This is a genomic window from Nonomuraea sp. NPDC001831, from assembly GCF_042892035.1.
GTDB lineage: Bacteria > Actinomycetota > Actinomycetes > Streptosporangiales > Streptosporangiaceae > Nonomuraea.
Map to the genome: position 1 here is coordinate 40,958 of NZ_JBIATU010000030.1, position 16,726 is coordinate 57,683.

The following is a 16,726-nucleotide window of genomic DNA, read 5'->3' on the forward strand; positions in this document are numbered from 1 at the left end:
GGCTATCGTACGTTAGCGTTTTAACGTACACACGTTGTCGGAACTCGCAAGATGAGAGCTGGTGAAGACCGTGGTCGCCTACCTCGATGCCGCGGCAACAACGAGGGTACTGCCACAAGTGGCAGAGGTCGTCCTGCACTGGATGTCCGAAGATTTCGGCAATGCCGGCTCGCGCACGCACGAGTACGGTACACGTGCTAAGAAGGCTGTCGCGCGTGCCCGCGAAGGCATCGCCACCCACCTCGGAGTCCGCCCAGATGAGCTGATTTTCACCAGCGGCGCCACCGAGAGCAACAACATCGCCCTGCTTGGTCTGGCTCCCTACGGGGCCGAACATGGCCGCCGGCACATTGTCAGTACTGCCATTGAGCACAAGGCTGTCCTCGAGCCTCTCGAGCACCTGGAGGCTCAAGGGTTCGAGATCGATCTGATCGAGCCCGGCCCGTCTGGACGGGTGAGTGTAGGGGCGGTCCTTGACCGGGTACGGCCCGACACCCTGCTTGTCTCCGTCATGCAGGTCAACAACGAGACCGGCGTGATCCAACCCGTCGCTGAGCTAGCTGAGCATCTTCGCGCCACTGAGACGTACTTCCACGTGGATGCTGCACAGGGCTTCGGCAAACTGCCGGAGAGTCTGCGTGCACCCATCGATCTCATCAGCTTTAGCGGCCACAAGATCGGCGCCCCCAAGGGGATTGGCGGGCTCGTCGTGCGGCGCAGAGGTCGGGTGGCAGCGCCCTTGAAGCCATTGATGTTCGGGGGCGGGCAAGAGCGCGGTCTGCGACCAGGGACGCTTCCCGTCCCGCTCATCGCGGGTCTCTCGACTGCGCTCGAGACCTTCGAAATTGAACGCACAAAGTGGCTGGCCGCTGCTGAGGAGTTCCGTTCACGGCTCCTCGCCGCGCTGCGCAAGACCCGCTTCCATCTGCACGGCGACCAAGAACACGTGATGCCGCATATCCTCAACCTCTCCTTCGAGGGCGTGGATGCTGAAGCATTGATCTTGCAATTGAAGAGCTACGCTGCGGTTGCAACCGGCTCTGCCTGCACGAGTGCCTCCTACACCCCGAGCCATGTGTTGGCCGCGATGCAGTTGCCTCAAGAGCAGATCAGCAACGGTCTTCGGTTGTCCTGGTTCCCCGACCAAGCGAACGAGCTCGATGTCGACGAGTTCGTAGACGTGATCGCCGGCTACCAAGCCGGCGTGCAGACCTCTACGCTCGCTTGATCAAGCGGTGGCCACGAAGCTGGCGCCCGCACCGGGCGAGCTCGGCTTCCCAACCTTGCTCTGTGCCGATGAGATGCGGCTGAGCATAAAGGCCTGCCCGAAGCTCGCTGTCGGTGAGGCGACGGTACTTGGGTACGTCCGGATCATCGGGATGCAGGAACTCATGCTTGCGGTGCAAAAGTGGCCGGTTCGTCGACTGCTCGTATGACATGAACGAGGTTTTCAGCGTGGTGAGATCCACCATGTATGAAGACCTCAGTCTGGGATGCGGGTCGTCGTCGAACTCTGGGTAGTCGAGCCAGCTCACTCCCCTGCCTTGGTGCCGCAGCTTGGCCACCGTCCACTCTGGAGGGCGGCCTGCCGCAAGAGAGGCGCAGTGTTCGTACAGGCGAAGCACGACAGGCATGTGCTCGACAGCCCGACCATGCACATACAGAGCTGTAGGAGTGAGCTTGCCGACCTTTGATCCGTTCATTGCGCCACGGACATAGGCATCGTCGCGGAGCTTGAGCAGCAGCCGATCGGCTCGAAGGCATGCCTCCTTATAGGAGTTGAAGAAGGCTCTGACGTCGAGCTGCACCGATAGCGGAAGGCAGCCGAAGGGCCCACGACCGTTGAAGAGCTCGACTCCGAGGAAGAGAAGCGTGGTGAGCGTCGACTGCCTAGCGGCTTCGGCAATCTTGTCGGCATCAGCCGACGCACGTACGAGTCTGTGGAGCTCGCCTGGACTCAAGTGTGCAAGGAGCTCCACCATGGGGGCCGGCATCTCTTCCACCCGTGGCACGCGGCCGCGCTGTTCGGTGTAATCGATCACCGCGGCGATCGCTGATGCTGCGTCGTCAGACGCTAGCCACGTTGCCGCTGGCGCAATACGACGAGCCAGATAGCTGAGACGCGCCTCGTCTCGCTTGAAGGCGTAGACGACTCCTGGCGTGGCTGAGACACTTCGCACGCCCGTGACGTCTTCGACGTAGCTTCGCAGCTCGTTGGCCCCGAATAGGTGCTGGAAAGTGCGGCGACTCGTGAGAACCCCGTCACCAAAACCCGTTCCTTTGACCTTTGACTTCTCCCAGGTGAGCCGGGTGGAGACGATCAGCGTTTCCTCTGCGAGATCCCATGCTCGCAGGAGGGTTTGGCGTCGTTCTTCGGGGTCCTCAATGATGTTGAGCACGTAGGTCAGGAGCACGACATCTGCGGGGGCGAGGTGACCGTCTGGATGGTAGTGCGGATCCCAACCAGTGACCTGATCGGCCAGATTGTGCAGGGCACGAACGTCGTCACCCCGTCCACATCCGTAATCCAGGACAGAGCGTTCGGGCGTGATCTGTTGATCGACCACGGCCTGACGGGCCGGTACTGAGAGACCGGTTCTGCCGATGGCGGTGAGGCGGCGCTCGGTCTCCCAGGCGCCGCCTGGCTGCTGTGCGAGGCTCACGTGCCCATCATGGGGTTTAGAACTCTGGCGGGCTGAAGAATTGGCCTAGCTCGGGAGGGAGATCTCCGGATGGTTGGTTGCGGCTGGCTTGGCGCACCATCTCTAGGAGCACGTCCATGACGCGTGATTTGCTGGCGTTGATCTCCCCTTGAATGTAGTTGAGGCCGCCGTTGGCGTACTCTTCGAAGATCGTCACCCGCTCTCCAAGTCGTTCCTCGCTCAGGATGGATGGGTCGCCCGGATGCTCGAGCACTCCGAGTGAGTCGATGAATGCTTCGGCGGTTGGGGATCGGCGGAAGACTTCGTACCTGATGGGCTCGTTAGTGTCGCTAAATTCCTTCCGCCGCCCGTGGGCGTATCCGACGGAAGCTGCGAACAGCAGTGTTGAGGCCATGCTGGTGAACGGTCCATCGCCGTCCTTGCTCAGCTGCTGGATCAGCGTCTCGTGGCCCTTGGGTCGGCGGACTCTCTGCTCGATGGGGCTCGTCATGAGTCCGTCACCTCGGTGAACTCTGCGCCGTCAAAGGAAGAACCCAGCACTTGGTAGGGGTAGTCCTTTCCGTTCACACTGATCTTCTCTGTGACGTCGACCAGGTCACTCTTGGTGGTGTGGGTGGTGATGACGTATTGCTGGCCGACGCGCGGGCGCAGGGAGTCTTCCGCGACGCCGTCGGCCTGGGCCTTGCTTGACAGCACGACCACCTGCGAGGTCATTTCGGGGAGGAACTTGGCGATCTGCCGGCGGTAGTCGTCGTCCAGGTTGCCGAAGACGGCGTCCATGACGATGGGGTACTCGCCTCCCACTCCTCCGAAGAAGGGGTTGGGATTATTGGCCGCGTCTCGGCACTCTTGGGCGATGGCACCGACGAAGGACAGGGAGAGCAGCATGTTTTCGCCCGTGGACTTGGGAGCTGGCATCCTCTCACTGCCGGCGGCCTCCCAATACTCGAGCTGGAAGCCAGCCGTCAGTTCCGGTTCGTAGTTCTTCAGCGATGCCTGCCTGAACAAGGAACGAATGCGAGCGTCCAGCCGACGGCGAATGCTGTCGGAGAGTAGCTCCAGGATCTTCCCTAGGGCGGCTTCGGTCTCTCGCACCACGGCGATCCGGCGCTGGATGCGCTGGTTGTTCTCGTCCTTGACCTGGAGCTTGTCGGCCTGTTCTTCCTTCTGCTTTTTCTGGCTCGCCAGGTGATCGAGGTCTTGGTCAATCGTGCCGAGCCGCCTGCTGGTCTCGCTCAGCTTGTCGATCATCTTCCCGCGTCGGACTTCGATCGCGTTGATGTCCTCCCGGGGCAGCTTCTGGAGCTCAAGCGAGACCTCATTGAGCTGCTCCACGAGTACGCGCTCTTTGTCAGATGCTTCTCCGATCAGCCGATCGGTATCGAGCAGACGATCCATCGTGCTGGCGCGTCTCTCCTCCAGCCCTGATACCGCACCCCGTAGTTGGTTCCAGGCTGCTTCGACTTCGGCCAGTCCTGCCCTCGCTCGCCACGTCTCGAGGGCGGCGCGCTCGCTTGATCCGTTGGGCAAGTGAGTGCCACAGATGCACTCGCCTGTCTCCAACAGGTCTTCGATGAACGTCAACTTCAGCGGCGCTGGGAGTTCGCCTCGTTCGCGAAGCGCATCGCAAGCGGCGATGACCTTTTCGGGAAGCTCTGGTAGGAAGGCGAGGTAACCGGTGTCCGCGAGCACGCGAGCTCGATCGTCTTCGAGCTTGCGCAATGACTCGTGAGCGGCCTCACGCTCACGTTCCAGTCGTTCACGCTCGATCTGGAGTTGCTTTGCTCCATCGAGCGACTTCAGCCGTGCAGACAGCAGGTCGATCTCATCCTTGAGGTGCTGAACCTCCGTGTTGAGAGTCTCCTTCTCCTGCTTCTTCTCCTCCATCTCCTTGTAGGTTAAGTCAATCTCAGCAGCCAGCCGCTCGGCTAGTTCGCTATCAGCACCTTCGGATTTCATCTGGTGCCGCAGTTTATTGGCGGCAGTTGGAAGGTGTTTAAGAGCCCGCTCTAGCTGCTCCAGCCCGAGGAGTGTCTTGATCGCATGCTGGATCTCGGCATAGGCCTCTTTGCGGACGAGTTGCTCGATCCGCTCGCCGTTGACGAAGAAGAACTTGCTTAGGCGCTCGGGAAGTATCTTGTCGATGTGCCCTTGAGCGCTCTTCAGTTCCCTGGTGATGCCTCTGTCGTCGCGTTCCAAGAGCGCAAGCTGGGGCTTTGGCAGGCGTTGCTCCGAGCTGTGCTTCTCCGCGGTGAGGGAGCGACGCACCGTGTAGGTACGGCCTTCGTGCTCGAAGACGACGGTCACTGACACCTCGACCTGGGAACCAACCCGGGCTTCGTGCCAGATCCGATTGTTGATCAATCGGTCCTGCTGTTCGACGTCCGCGCTGAGATGTCCGTATAGGGCCCAGGTGAAGGCGTTGAGCAGGGTGGTTTTGCCGCCGCCGTTGGTCCCGTAGACCAGCGTGACATTGTGTCCCGGCTCTCCTGCGAAGGAAAGCCGGTGGCGCCCGCCGTAGGGGCGGAAGTTCTCCAGCTCGATCGACAGCAGCTTCACTTGACGATGCCCTCGACCTTCCGGATGATCTGGTCACTCACGTTCCGGGTTACCGCGGCCGTATCGCCTAGATGCAGGTTCTCCTTTTCCAAGGTCAGAACGTCGACGACGAGCCGCTTGGCCTCGTCGCTCAGCTCGGCATAGATACGACCGACGATCTCGCGTTCGCTCTGGTCGCTCACTGTCTGTTCTCCGTCCTTCACACATCAAGAAGCTGGTAATAGTCGCGCAAGTCCCTCAGTTTGGCCAGTGCCTCGCCGCAGTTCTCTGCGTAGCCGGCGAACTCTACGCATCTGGCCAGCTCTCGTTTGAAGAGGCGGCGTTCGATGTCGAACAGGGCTGGGTCCTGGGGAGGCATCACGACGAAGTCGATCACCTCCGCGAGGTCCTTACCTGGGGCCCGGCGCAGGATTCGACCTCGTCGTTGGATGAATTGCCGCGGGTTGGTGCTGCTGGCCAGCATGTACGCCACGCGAGCATCCGGTAGGTCCACACCCTCGTCCAGGCAGCGCATCGATACGAGAACCTGCAGGTCGCGTCCTGTCGCGAAGGAGCGAAGCAGGTCGATCCGCTGCCGCTTGTTCTCCCTTGCTGTGAAGGTGTGCGCCCTCAAGCCCAGCTCGTTACCTACCAGTTCCAGAACTTGGTCCACCTGCCGGGGACCAGTTCCGCCCTCGGCCAACGGAGCACCACCCTCAGCACAGTAGACGAGCTGGAATGCGCTCTGCCGGTGCTGCTCCACCGCTTGTCTCAGAGCCGGCATCTTGGCTCGCGCGTGGCCTAGCACCTTGGCCCTTTTATTGAGCAGCATCCCCAGGGGGGAGGTGTCATCTTCCCCTCGTGACTCCGGCTCCTTCGACCTGAGGAGAGCACCGATCTTAACGGTCAGCTCGGTGTACTGCTCAGCTTCATCGTCGCTCAACGGGACCAGGACAGGGTGGTATCGATATCTCGTCAACGCTCCGAGATCGATGGCTTCCTTGAGACCAAGCTCAATGAGCGTGTCTCCGAAGTAGTCCTTCAGCGCGTCCGTGCCCTCGGGATCGAACCACCGCTCTGGAGTAGCAGAAAGTGCCAGCCGGAACTGTGCACTGTCTGGCAAGGACGCTCGAAGGTGCTCGGCTCCAAGGTGGTGCGCCTCATCAGCGATGACCAGCAAGGGTGAGTCAATCGTTGCTAGCAGGCGTTGGAAGGTCGCGCCTCGGAAGGTGGCATTGGTGACGACCAGCGTCACGCTGCCCTGGCGACGTGCCTGCAGTGCGGCAATGGCGTTACGGGCGGCCGGTTGCCATGAGGTGGCCGTATCACGGCACTTGATCGGGACAACCCCGAAGCTGCGCAGCTCTCCCGACCACTGCTCAACTAGGTCCAGAAGCGGAACGACGACGACCGTGACCAGGGGCACTTGTCGGGCGTGGAGCTGCCTGCCGACCTGATCGAGCGCCGCCAGGGCGGTGATGGTCTTGCCGGTTCCGGTCGCCATCTGAAAGATGCCGCGCCCGTTGGCACTTAGCCACTGCGCGATGGCAGCTTTTTGATAATCCCGCAGTTCCAGGTCGCGTGGAAGCCGCGCCCATCCAAGGGTCGTAAGATCCGTTGACACAGTCAAGAGTTCGGGAACGTCGGCCGAAGCTGGCGCCTGCGCCGCACGTTTACCGAGGGCGATGAAGTGTTCCCTGGCGACTTTCGGGAACTCGAGGATTTCAACGCGAGGTGTTCGTCCGGCCCATAGTTCCTCGAAGTCGGCTCGAATGCCGTCCACTCGACTGCGATCGTTAGGATTCCATGATTTGAATACGTGGATAGATTCGAAGTTCTCCAGGAACGCCGAGCCGGTCTCGTTCATCGACCCGGTAAAGGCAGCCGTGTCTCCATATTTGTCGGCAATGAGGCCGATCTTTTCGTGATAAAGAGCCAGCCCGTCTCTTCCGTGCACGATCGCGATTTTGACGTCCAGTGTGCCTTGCGCGATCAGTCTGCCCAGGATGCCGAGTCCGGCGAGCTCTTTGGGAGAGCGTTCGGTGTCTGGATTAAGTTCACGGGCCACCGCTTTAGCGATCACGTCGCGATAGGCGTATCCCGCCCGCATCTCTTCGATGTCGCGGTCCGTCAGATGAGGACTCGCGATGAGGCGCAGACGACCACCATTGCGTTCGAAGCTCTCCAATCCACGAGCCACGAGAGCCAACGACGCACTGGTGAAGTATCCGACGGCGCGGTCGTAGCGGTTAGCGGCGGACAAGCAGGGGATATAGAACTCCGCGACCACATTGCTTCTGTCGCTCCTGTAGCTGTCCTCGATGGAGAGATCGCGCAGCATCTCGGACATCACTGTCCACCCAAGGCAGCGAAGAAGTCACCAAGATCGGGAACCGGCTCCAGCTCCCTGTAGGCGTCACTCAAGGTGTAGCCCTCGACGAGCTCAGCCAGGTCAAGGTCTCCTCGAGCACGCAGCGCCATCGTGAGCCCATCCCACGAGGCTTCACCCGGAACGTCCAGAGCACCGGCAAGAGCCGATCGCAATTCATCTCCTTTGAGGCCGCGCTGAACGCCTGCGCGCAGAGCGATCTCGTCGCTGTCGCTCTTGCTCCAAGCGCGAACCAGACGTGCACGAATGGCGCCGTTACCTGCGGGGGCAAGCCAGAGCACGTCTCCGACGTGGGCCTGCAGTTGCATAATAAGCGGTCTGATGCTTCCGATTTGGGGTTGTGGGGCGACCCACGACACGCGAATCTCTTGGGCTAAGGCAGCGAAGCTTCGCTCGGTCCCTTCCGCGACCTGGAACAGTGCCATCGCACCTCGAGGCGCGGTGAATCCAGAGCCGCGGAGCGTTTCCTTGTTGACGTCCACGCGGAACCACCACTGCCTCTTGTGGAAGAAGCATCGGCGGGTTTCTTGGGGGGACGGCATTCTGCGGGAAGTACGGCTCAGTCCATCGTCCCCGCTTCCGGCGAGGCTGATCCAGCCGTCTCTGCGGGCAAACTCTCGGCGTGCTGCGTAGGCGCGGACGCTCGCTGGAGAGACTCCAAACTGCTCGACGAGCTCATCGACAACAGCTGACAACCATGCCTGCCCACCACCGCGTTCGATTCTCTGAACGATCTCCTCGCGGATGCCCTCGTAGGTCTCCAGCTGCCACTCGGGGAGCCCATAGGAGTTGGGGCCTACACGCGCAATACGGTCGTCAGCCTGCAGGCGACCGCGAAGGGCGCGACTGGCCACGACGTCGAGCCGCTCTGCGATCTCCTCTCCACTCAAGGGGTGGCCGACGGCACGCAAAACGGCCACCGCGAGCTCTGGCTGCGAGGCGGACTTGCGGACGACCACGCCGCCGATCTCGCGCAACCCACAGTAGTCGAGCCAGGCATCCCAGATCCGATTATCCAGGTCGAGCTTGCTGCGCAGTCGCCCCAACGCGTTTTCGTCGCCCTCGCCGATACCCCCATGGATGGCTGCATGGAACGTTGCATCCCGAAGATCTGGGAGCGGCCGAATCGCCAGCCAAGGCTCTTTGATATCAAGATCCGGGATAAGGACTTCCAAGAAGCTGTGCAGCAGACAATCAGCTGTCCGGATTTCCTCGCTCAGCTCAGGAATACGCTGGGCGACGGACTCAATGGTCGTCAACATGGGGGTCTCAGCGCGTAGCTGCCGGTAAAGATCTGCAACCCGCTCGGCAACCTGAGAGTTCTCACGCCATTCAGCGAAGTTCTCGAGCAGTCTTTTTTCTAGTTGACGAACGCGCTCTCGGCTAACACCCAGCTCTTTACCCAGGTCGTCCAGGTTGCGGTCACGCCAGAGAACACGATGACGGAGGATGAGCCGCTCCCGATCGCTGAGAGAAGCAGTCCAGCCCTCCAAAAGGTCACACAAAGTTGCATCGACATCTGACACTGGATCTTCGACCGACTCGTTGAAATGATTCTCACTCAACGAGACAAGCAGGGCATTCAGGATGTCCACCAGCGTTCGCTGACCACAGTTCTTCAGGCCTCGGAAGTCGGGAACTGCGACCTGCAACACCTGATGAACGTCACTGAGCGTGTTAGCCAGTAGGACGTTCCGCGCTCGCCGGGTCTCGCAGTGCCGGCTGATATCCACTGGCTCCGGACTCTGGACTTCCAGTAGCTGGCCAAGTGATTCGTCGCCGTCATGATCCGCTAGGCGAACAGCGTAGGCCTCTGCGAGTGCGGCACGCGCCTCACCGGAGGCAGCCCTAAGTGCAGGCAGCACATCGCTGAAGGCCACGGGCCTACCTCCTCGATGAGGATCCGGACAACCTCTCAGGGTCTAGCAGAAGGCACCGACAAACGCCAGGAGTAGGAAGCGCGAAGCAAGCACCGCCCTACAGCCCACACCTGCCCGCTCACCCTACGTCATTGCTTGTAGCCGCGAAGGAGTAGTCCACGTGTTGCAGCGCTACGACCCGCTCGGCCCCTAACGTGATCGCGCAAATGGATGCCGAGAAGATACGTCCTGGTATAGGGAATTGCCGGGTTCCTCATGTATGTCTTACGTATCAATCTGCGACCCGCGACCCAGGAGACTCAGTGGCAGGCGAAGTGGAGACGCGACAGCGAGTAACACGGCTGTACGACTACCTCAGCGCTTTGACACAAGAGGCCCACGCGAAACCCACGAGACACGTCGGGGATCACGAGATCGTGGCAGCCCCCCAGGACATCCCTAGCCATCCAGCCGTCCGGCTAGGAGGCAGTGGCGGTGACGGCTGGTTACGCGTTCGGAAAATCGCCATGCCAGCGGCTCCGGCCCTGCCCGCAGCCCTGGCTTGGGCAGCCAGCAGAGTGGACCGTGACAATCCTTACCGGCGCCCCAGCTTGAGCCTCCGCTCTGGGGAGTTTGGACAGGCGGACAAAGATGCGCTCGAGCAGTGGATCGTCCAGGTTTGGGAGCCGTGGTCTGGTCAGGCCAAGCTTGCCGCCCAAGCACGCAAGCTCTACGAGGCCTTGTTCCGTCTGCGCCAACGCCTTCGCACTGACGAAGCCACTCACGAGCTCGTCTGGGGGCATGTCTTCCTCGGCTGGAAACACAACAGCCACAACATCTGTCACCCCCTCCTGCTCACCCGCGCCCGGATAGATTTCGACGAGGCAAGTGGCGACCTCACCGTTATACCTGAGGGGCTCCCTCGCTTGGAGCTGGAGTGTCTGCAAGGTGTTGGGACGCCCAACATGGCAGAGCTGGCCAAGATCGGAGAAGACCTCCAGCAAGATGCGCTCGAAGTCTGGCCACGCGGCGAGCTTCATGGGATCAGCCAGAAGCTCGTAGCCCCTCTGGGACTCGATGCGCATGTGACGCTCAGTGATAACCTTCCAGACGCGCGCCGAGCACCTGCCATTGCGCCAACCTGGCGGTTGCTCATCCGCAAGCGGCGAGTCATGTTCCTGCAGTTCTTCGAGCGACTGAAGCAGGTCGCTGCATCCGCTGACCATCTTCCGGCGCCCATTGTTGCGCTCGCTGCCGGCGAAGCCGAGGCCAGGCGGGTTCTGCAGCATCATGCCCAAGATTGGGAAGCCGTCGCCGAGCACCTCCTCTTGCCTCTAGCAACTAATGAGCAGCAAGAGCAGATCGCCAGAAAGCTCGCGACGCATAGCGGCGTCACCGTGCAAGGCCCTCCCGGCACAGGTAAGAGCCACACCATCGCGAACCTGATCTCGCATCTCGTGGCACACGGCAAGCGTGTCCTCGTCACCGCACACAAGGACCAAGCTCTGGCCGTGCTTCGTGACAAGATACCCGCTGAGCTACGCGATCTATCGCTTGCCATACTCGGTTCTTCGGCCGCAGACATAGCCGCCCTGCAACGGTCGGTCAATGCGATTACCGAGGCAGCAGACCTAGTCGACGAGCAACGGGAAAGCTTGCTTATCACCTCGTTGCAGGAACAGCTGCACTCCGCGGAAAAGGAAGTCCTACATCTACGCAAACGCCTGCGCGACTCCCTCTCGCAAGAAAGCGCTGAACTGACACTCGGCCCTCATCGTCGCCGTGCAGCAGAGCTCGCCGAGTGGCTGGCGCATCACCAGGCAGAGAAGGCCCGCATCCCTGATGCGATTGAGGCGGATGTCCCCTGCCCTCTTAGCGCTCAGGAGGCCAGTGAGCTGTTCGCCCTGTCACGCCGTGTCGAAGCCGAGGATGCGCTCGCCGCAGCTCAAGTCTTGCCGCATCCTGAGCAGCTCCCCACCGGACAGGAACTCGCCGAGCGTGACCGGGCTCTGGCAGCTACGGGCAAGAAGCTCGCCGACCACAATCGCCACATCACCGCCTGGGCAGCGGTCGACGCCCTAACCGATGAACAGTTGTCGATGCTTATCGACGCCACACTTCAGGCGCGTGACCATCTCGCGCCCCTTGAATCCGGCTGGCTCACGCGCCTGCGTTTCCAGATCACGCAAGCTCATCAATGGCGAGACCTCTGGGCCGGCCATGCCCACCGACTCCAAGCGGACGCGATCCAGTGTGCCCGGCTGCGCAGTGCAGTTGCTGGGGCGCAGGTGAGGATGCCGGACGGCTATTCACCTCGGGAGGCCGTCGAACTTCTCGGCCAGCTACGTCAACGCTTCCAGGAGGGCAAGCGCGTCTCCTCGCTCCTGCAGCGACGCCTGGCTCAGTTCCTGAAGGGCCTTGCGATCGATGGCCATGAACCGGACACCGTGCAGGACGTTGATCGCATTCTCGCGTTCCTTGAGCTGAGCCGTATTCGCAGCTCTGCAGCGCAACTGTGGATGGGCGACATCGTGCCGACCAGCGAGGCACCAGCTCTGCCTGTTGATGCAGCTGCTGTGGAAATGTGGCTGGACGCACGCGCTCAAGAGATCCTGCAGGTGCTGGACTGGGAAGCCCAGTACTGGCCAGCCCTCCGCGCCAAGCTCGGTACGATCATCGCCCCCGACCTGATCCCACCTCGCTGTAGCTCTACGCACCTCCATCAGGTCATCGAGGTGCTTTCTGGCCTGCGTGTGCGCGCTCAACAGCGTCAGCTCGTCGCCGGGCTCGAAGGGCTGGCGGCAACCCTGACGGCTGGCCGGCAGCAACAGGGCGCTTCTCCGCTGTGGGCAGAGCTGGCAACCGCTCTAGCGGGAGCGGACTGGCGGCGCTGGGATGCTGCGCTTGCCACCGCTGCACGCCTGCACACCATCTACCCCGAAGCTATTCGGCTCGCCGACCTTCACCACCGCCTCGCCACCCTCGCTCCACTCTGGGCTCAGCAGATCAAAGAGAACCGCGGCGACGTCGAGCAGTGCGGCAAACCTTCTGAAGTCGACGAGCTTTGGCAGTGGCGACAGGCCGATACCTGGCTATCGAAGCTGCTGAAGGCCAACGACGCGGAAGAGACGCAGCGCCGGCTAACCCACGCGCAGGAGGAACTGCGTCGCATCACCCTGGAACTCACCAGACGCTCGGCATGGCTGGGCGCCAAACGTAACCTCGGAGACAGCCAGCGTCAGGCGCTGATCGGCTGGTTGCAGACGCTACGCAGAATCGGCCGCGGTACCTCCGAGCGTGCGAACAAGTGGCGAGCGGAAGCACAACGTCTCATGCCACAAGCCATGGGAGCCGTTCCTGTATGGATCATGCCCTACTACCGGGTGGCCGAATCCTTCGATCCTTCCGTCGCTCCAGCCTTCGACGTCGTCATCGTCGACGAGAGCAGCCAGTGCGATGTCTTCGCACTTGGCCTCCTGGGACTCGGGCACAGAGTGATCGTGGTTGGCGACGACAAACAGATCAGCCCATCTGCAGTAGGTGTCAACCGAGAACGAGTCGATGAGCTCGTGCATACACACCTAAGAGACTTCCCGAACGCGCTCCTGCTCGACCTCGAGTCCAGTCTCTATGATGCGTCCACCCGCCTCTTTCCAGGTGTGGTACGACTGCGAGAGCACTTCCGCTCCCTGCCGAGCATCATCGAGTTCTCCTCCCAGAGGTACTACGGCGGCGAGATCCAACCTCTACGCGAAGAATCCTCCCATCGCCTCCCAGGCCCCACCGTACGAGCGATCTACGTACCTGGCGGGGTACGACGAAGCACCGACATAGGCGAGGCCAATGAGGCCGAAGCCACGGCAATCGTCGATCAAATAATTCATTGTTGTAACGACCCCGCCTACGCCGGTCGCACCTTTGGCGTGATCTCACTGCTCGGAAGCAGCAAGCAGGCCGAGTACATCGACCAGCGCCTTCTACGCAAGCTTGGCCCTGAAGAGTACGAGAAGCGGCAGCTTCGCTGCGGCGATTCGTACAGCTTCCAGGGAGACGAACGCGACGTCATCTTCATCAGTGTGGTCGCCGACGACAACAGGTCGGCCTTCACAAGCAAACCGTACGAGCAGCGCGTCAACGTAGCCGCGAGCCGAGCCAAGGATCAACTGTGGGTCTTCCACAGTGTCCAACCCGAGCAACTTCACCCTGACGATCAGCGAGCCGCACTCATCAGGTACTGCGCCGAGCAGCAGCCATCGCGCGACGTCGCCGAAGGTCTGGAGGAGCTCTGCGAGTCAGATCTCGAGCGACGTGTGCTTCGCCAGCTCACAGACCGGGGATATCGCGTTTCACCCCAGTATCGCGTCGGAAGCCTCTGCATTGACCTGGTGGTGCACGGTGGTGGGCGCAAGCTAGCCATTGAATGCGACGGGGATAAGTACCACGGCCCCGATCAATGGGAAAGCGACCTGCGCCGGCAAACCATCTTGGAACGATTGGGGTGGCGGTTCTGGCGAGTCCGCGGGAGCGCGTTCTATCGCGACCCCGAAGCAGCGATGGCGCCTCTATGGACGCTTCTGATCGACCTGGGCATCGATCCTGATAGGAGCATCAGCGAACTCAAGCCAGCTTCGATCGCCACACCTGCTGCTGAGCTCGCCCCTGTCGTTCCCCCCCCTCAGCGTCAGGAGTTCGAGCCCAAACTCGACGAGGTCACTGTTGCTGGGCCCCTTCCTCCTTCCAAGGCAGTCAAGGATCCGGAACAGCCGGCACCGCAAGCAAGCCCTGCGGCTGCAGCCTCCAGCGACGAAGTTGCCGCCGGGTATGACACCTCCGAGGAGGCAGACGGCCAGGGCGATACATCTCCTTCATCGCTCGCACTAACGGCCCCTTCCATTCAGCAGGCCAGCGTCGGCCATAGCCAGACGAGCTCAACCGGCCAGCTGGCCGTACAGAGCCAGGAGTCCTCGCCTTCAGAAGCCACCTCGCCGAATGACGCCGAAGACGAACTGGACTGGCACGACGAGCATGGCAAGGCGCGGCTCGATCCAGAGGCTCCAGACCCGACGGACGCCATTGGTCGGACGGCAACCCCATCAAGCCTTGCCATGCTCGAGCCTAGCGAGCCGGCTCCCCGTGATCTTCCCCTGAGCGCCCCAGCGAAGGACGTTCATACCGACCAGCACGCACAGGTGGATGCTGTTCAGGTCCTCGCCAACAGAGCCGCCGAGGAAGAGGACACGGCCCCCAGAGAGTCTCACCACGAACAGAGCCAGGGCCATCGAGCAGATGGACGGCTCGAGAGCACGAGCAGGAACACTCCTGGCTCCGCCCCGTCCTTGGACGATCTCTTCAACGCTCTCTCACGACCCGATGAGACCGCCACCGCCGCCACTTCGCAGTCTGAAGACGGAGACCTTCATACCGCAGCGATCCGCCAGTGGGCACTTGCACAAGGCCACAGCGTGGCTGATCGAGGGCGCCTGCCGGCACACATCGTCGACGCCTACCGCCGCGCCATATCTGCAGCAGCCGATACGAAGACCTCCCCTACCACGGCGAAGGCGCTGTCTGAAGCTCAGGCGTTCAGACATCTACGCGTTCTGCGCGGCATACTCGTCGCCAAGGGTGTCCAGTGCATACTGAGTGCGAAGGCTCCCGAGCTGCTTATCTTGGGTCCACCACATGTCGTGACTGAGACAGCAGGCAAGGTCGCGGTGTCCAGGCCAGACGGTCAATTTATCTGGGGACCGGAGCACTCTCGGGTCACTCACGCAGTCGAGGACCACGAGGACGTAGCGAACAGAATCGTCACCAACCGAACTGCACCGCAGCCGAAAAGCAGTATCCGTCTAGCAGTTACGGAGGCAGACCCCTTCCCTCTTCGGACACAACAGCCCGTATCCGCGTTCGATGACGAGCAGCTGACGACTGCGGCCAAGTGGGCAATACGTCAGGGCGTTGAGCTCAATCCAGAAAAAATCGTTCGCCGGATCATCACGAATCTGGCTCCGCCCCACAAGCCGTCAGTTTGGGATCTCCAACGCCTCTATTCTGCGGCGACTCAGAGCCAGCCCATGGTACGAAAGAAGGCTCCTGCCACAGCCACACCGTCCGCCAGGCAGGCTGATCGGCCCCGGACAGGAAGTGTGCTGCCACCGCTTCAAACGTTGCGTCGCGCCCTGGCACGCCACGGCATAGCTGTGGACCTCATGGCAGACGATTACGCATTGATCGTGAAATCTCCTCCAGATGCGGTCACTCGTACGGCAGGCCAGATCCGACTTTCCGCACCCTACGTCAACTTCACCTGGGGCAGCGGAACGCTTATATCCAGGCACTCAGCCCGAGACCCCGAGGGTGCTGCAAGAAGAATCCTTGGAAGCTCACCACAGGCCTCCATGCCTGCCAGACCGCGGCGCAAGGAACCCCCCGCAGCTTCATCTACAACCCAGCCATCCGACGCCCAGATCCGTAGCCATCTCGGCGAACTTCGAGATGCCCTGACCCGTTATCGCGTCGAAGCAGACCTGCCGCCCACTCTGCCCATCCTGGTCGTGCAATCTCCCGAAGATGTCGCCCAACGAACGAGCGGCCGCGTTAGCGCCTCGCTCAGCACCCGCAATTTCGTTTGGGGCAAGGGCCTACTGCGGGCCACCCACCCACTCAACGACGTTGAAGGCGCGGCGCGGAACATCGCCGGTCGTCTACGCCCCGCTCCTTCCATCTCCGACTCGACCTCTCCGGCGCCTCCCCTAGGCAGCTCACCGGCAAACCCAAGCCGGCCGCCGAGGCTCGGCGGGCGGGCCATCACCACATATCGGCCCGATGAGTTGGTGGCTCTCATTCGGTGGTTGGTGAGTGAAGGCCGAGCGGCAACCTACGACTCACTCATTGACGAGGCTCTCGCGGAGCTTCGATTGCCTGGCAGGTCCCCTCGAAGGGTGGAGGCCATCGAGGAGGCTGCGGTGCTGGCCAGATGGAAGGCCACGCCGACGGAAACACTGCCGTCAGCCCACAACGATCCTCGCTACCTAAATGTCATCACCTGGGCTCGCAAGCACCGCTTCGAGATCGGAACCGACAGGGAGATCCCAGCTCACGTCATAAGCCAGTACAACCTCGCTCATCCAGAGCAACCCTACATACCCCGCTCTAGGAGGTAGCTGAGTGTGCCCATATCCACCTAGTGAGCCGGTTTTGAGATTCGGTCGCAGTAGTGGCAGATGCGGTCGAGGATCTGGTCCGCAGTCTTGGTCCATCGAAACGGCTTGGCGTTG

The 16,726-nt window shown here is 61.6% G+C and carries 8 protein-coding genes; 2 read left to right on the forward strand and 6 right to left on the reverse strand.

Annotated elements, in window-relative coordinates; genetic code table 11:
- Positions 1-61: 61 nt before the first annotated feature.
- Entirely contained in the window at positions 62-1,228 is a 1,167-nt protein-coding gene (dndA, locus tag ACFYYW_RS47705; protein WP_387660867.1) for a cysteine desulfurase DndA, read from the forward strand.
- On the opposite strand, the gene ACFYYW_RS47710 is transcribed toward dndA, so the two are convergent.
- The 6 genes from ACFYYW_RS47710 to ACFYYW_RS47735 are packed head-to-tail and all read right to left on the reverse strand — an operon-like array spanning position 1,215 to position 9,470.
- Positions 1,215-2,663, reverse strand: a complete 1,449-nt coding sequence (locus tag ACFYYW_RS47710; RefSeq protein WP_387660869.1) for a DNA phosphorothioation-associated putative methyltransferase — start codon at positions 2,661-2,663, stop codon at positions 1,215-1,217. The genes dndA and ACFYYW_RS47710 overlap by 14 nt on opposite strands.
- A 16-nt stretch (positions 2,664-2,679) precedes the next feature.
- Positions 2,680-3,153, reverse strand: coding sequence for a DNA phosphorothioation-associated protein 4 (locus tag ACFYYW_RS47715; protein WP_387660872.1), 474 nt, complete (start codon positions 3,151-3,153; stop codon positions 2,680-2,682).
- Positions 3,150-5,222 (reverse strand): AAA family ATPase, encoded by a 2,073-nt coding sequence (locus ACFYYW_RS47720; protein ID WP_387660875.1) that lies wholly within the window; start codon positions 5,220-5,222, stop codon positions 3,150-3,152. The genes ACFYYW_RS47715 and ACFYYW_RS47720 overlap by 4 nt, the downstream gene beginning before the upstream one ends.
- Positions 5,219-5,404: a hypothetical protein gene (locus ACFYYW_RS47725; RefSeq protein WP_387660878.1), complete on the reverse strand. Its 186-nt coding sequence runs from the start codon at positions 5,402-5,404 to the stop codon at positions 5,219-5,221. Before ACFYYW_RS47725 ends, ACFYYW_RS47720 begins: the two co-directional genes overlap by 4 nt.
- A 17-nt stretch (positions 5,405-5,421) precedes the next feature.
- Entirely contained in the window at positions 5,422-7,551 is a 2,130-nt protein-coding gene (locus tag ACFYYW_RS47730; protein ID WP_387660880.1) for a DEAD/DEAH box helicase family protein, read from the reverse strand.
- Positions 7,551-9,470: a sigma factor-like helix-turn-helix DNA-binding protein gene (locus tag ACFYYW_RS47735; protein WP_387660883.1), complete on the reverse strand. Its 1,920-nt coding sequence runs from the start codon at positions 9,468-9,470 to the stop codon at positions 7,551-7,553. The genes ACFYYW_RS47730 and ACFYYW_RS47735 overlap by 1 nt, the downstream gene beginning before the upstream one ends.
- 557 nt (positions 9,471-10,027) lie before the next feature.
- On the opposite strand from ACFYYW_RS47735, the gene ACFYYW_RS47740 reads away from it, so the two are divergent.
- Entirely contained in the window at positions 10,028-16,612 is a 6,585-nt protein-coding gene (locus tag ACFYYW_RS47740; RefSeq protein ID WP_387660886.1) for a histone-like nucleoid-structuring protein Lsr2, read from the forward strand.
- The last annotated feature ends 114 nt before the right edge of the window (positions 16,613-16,726 follow it).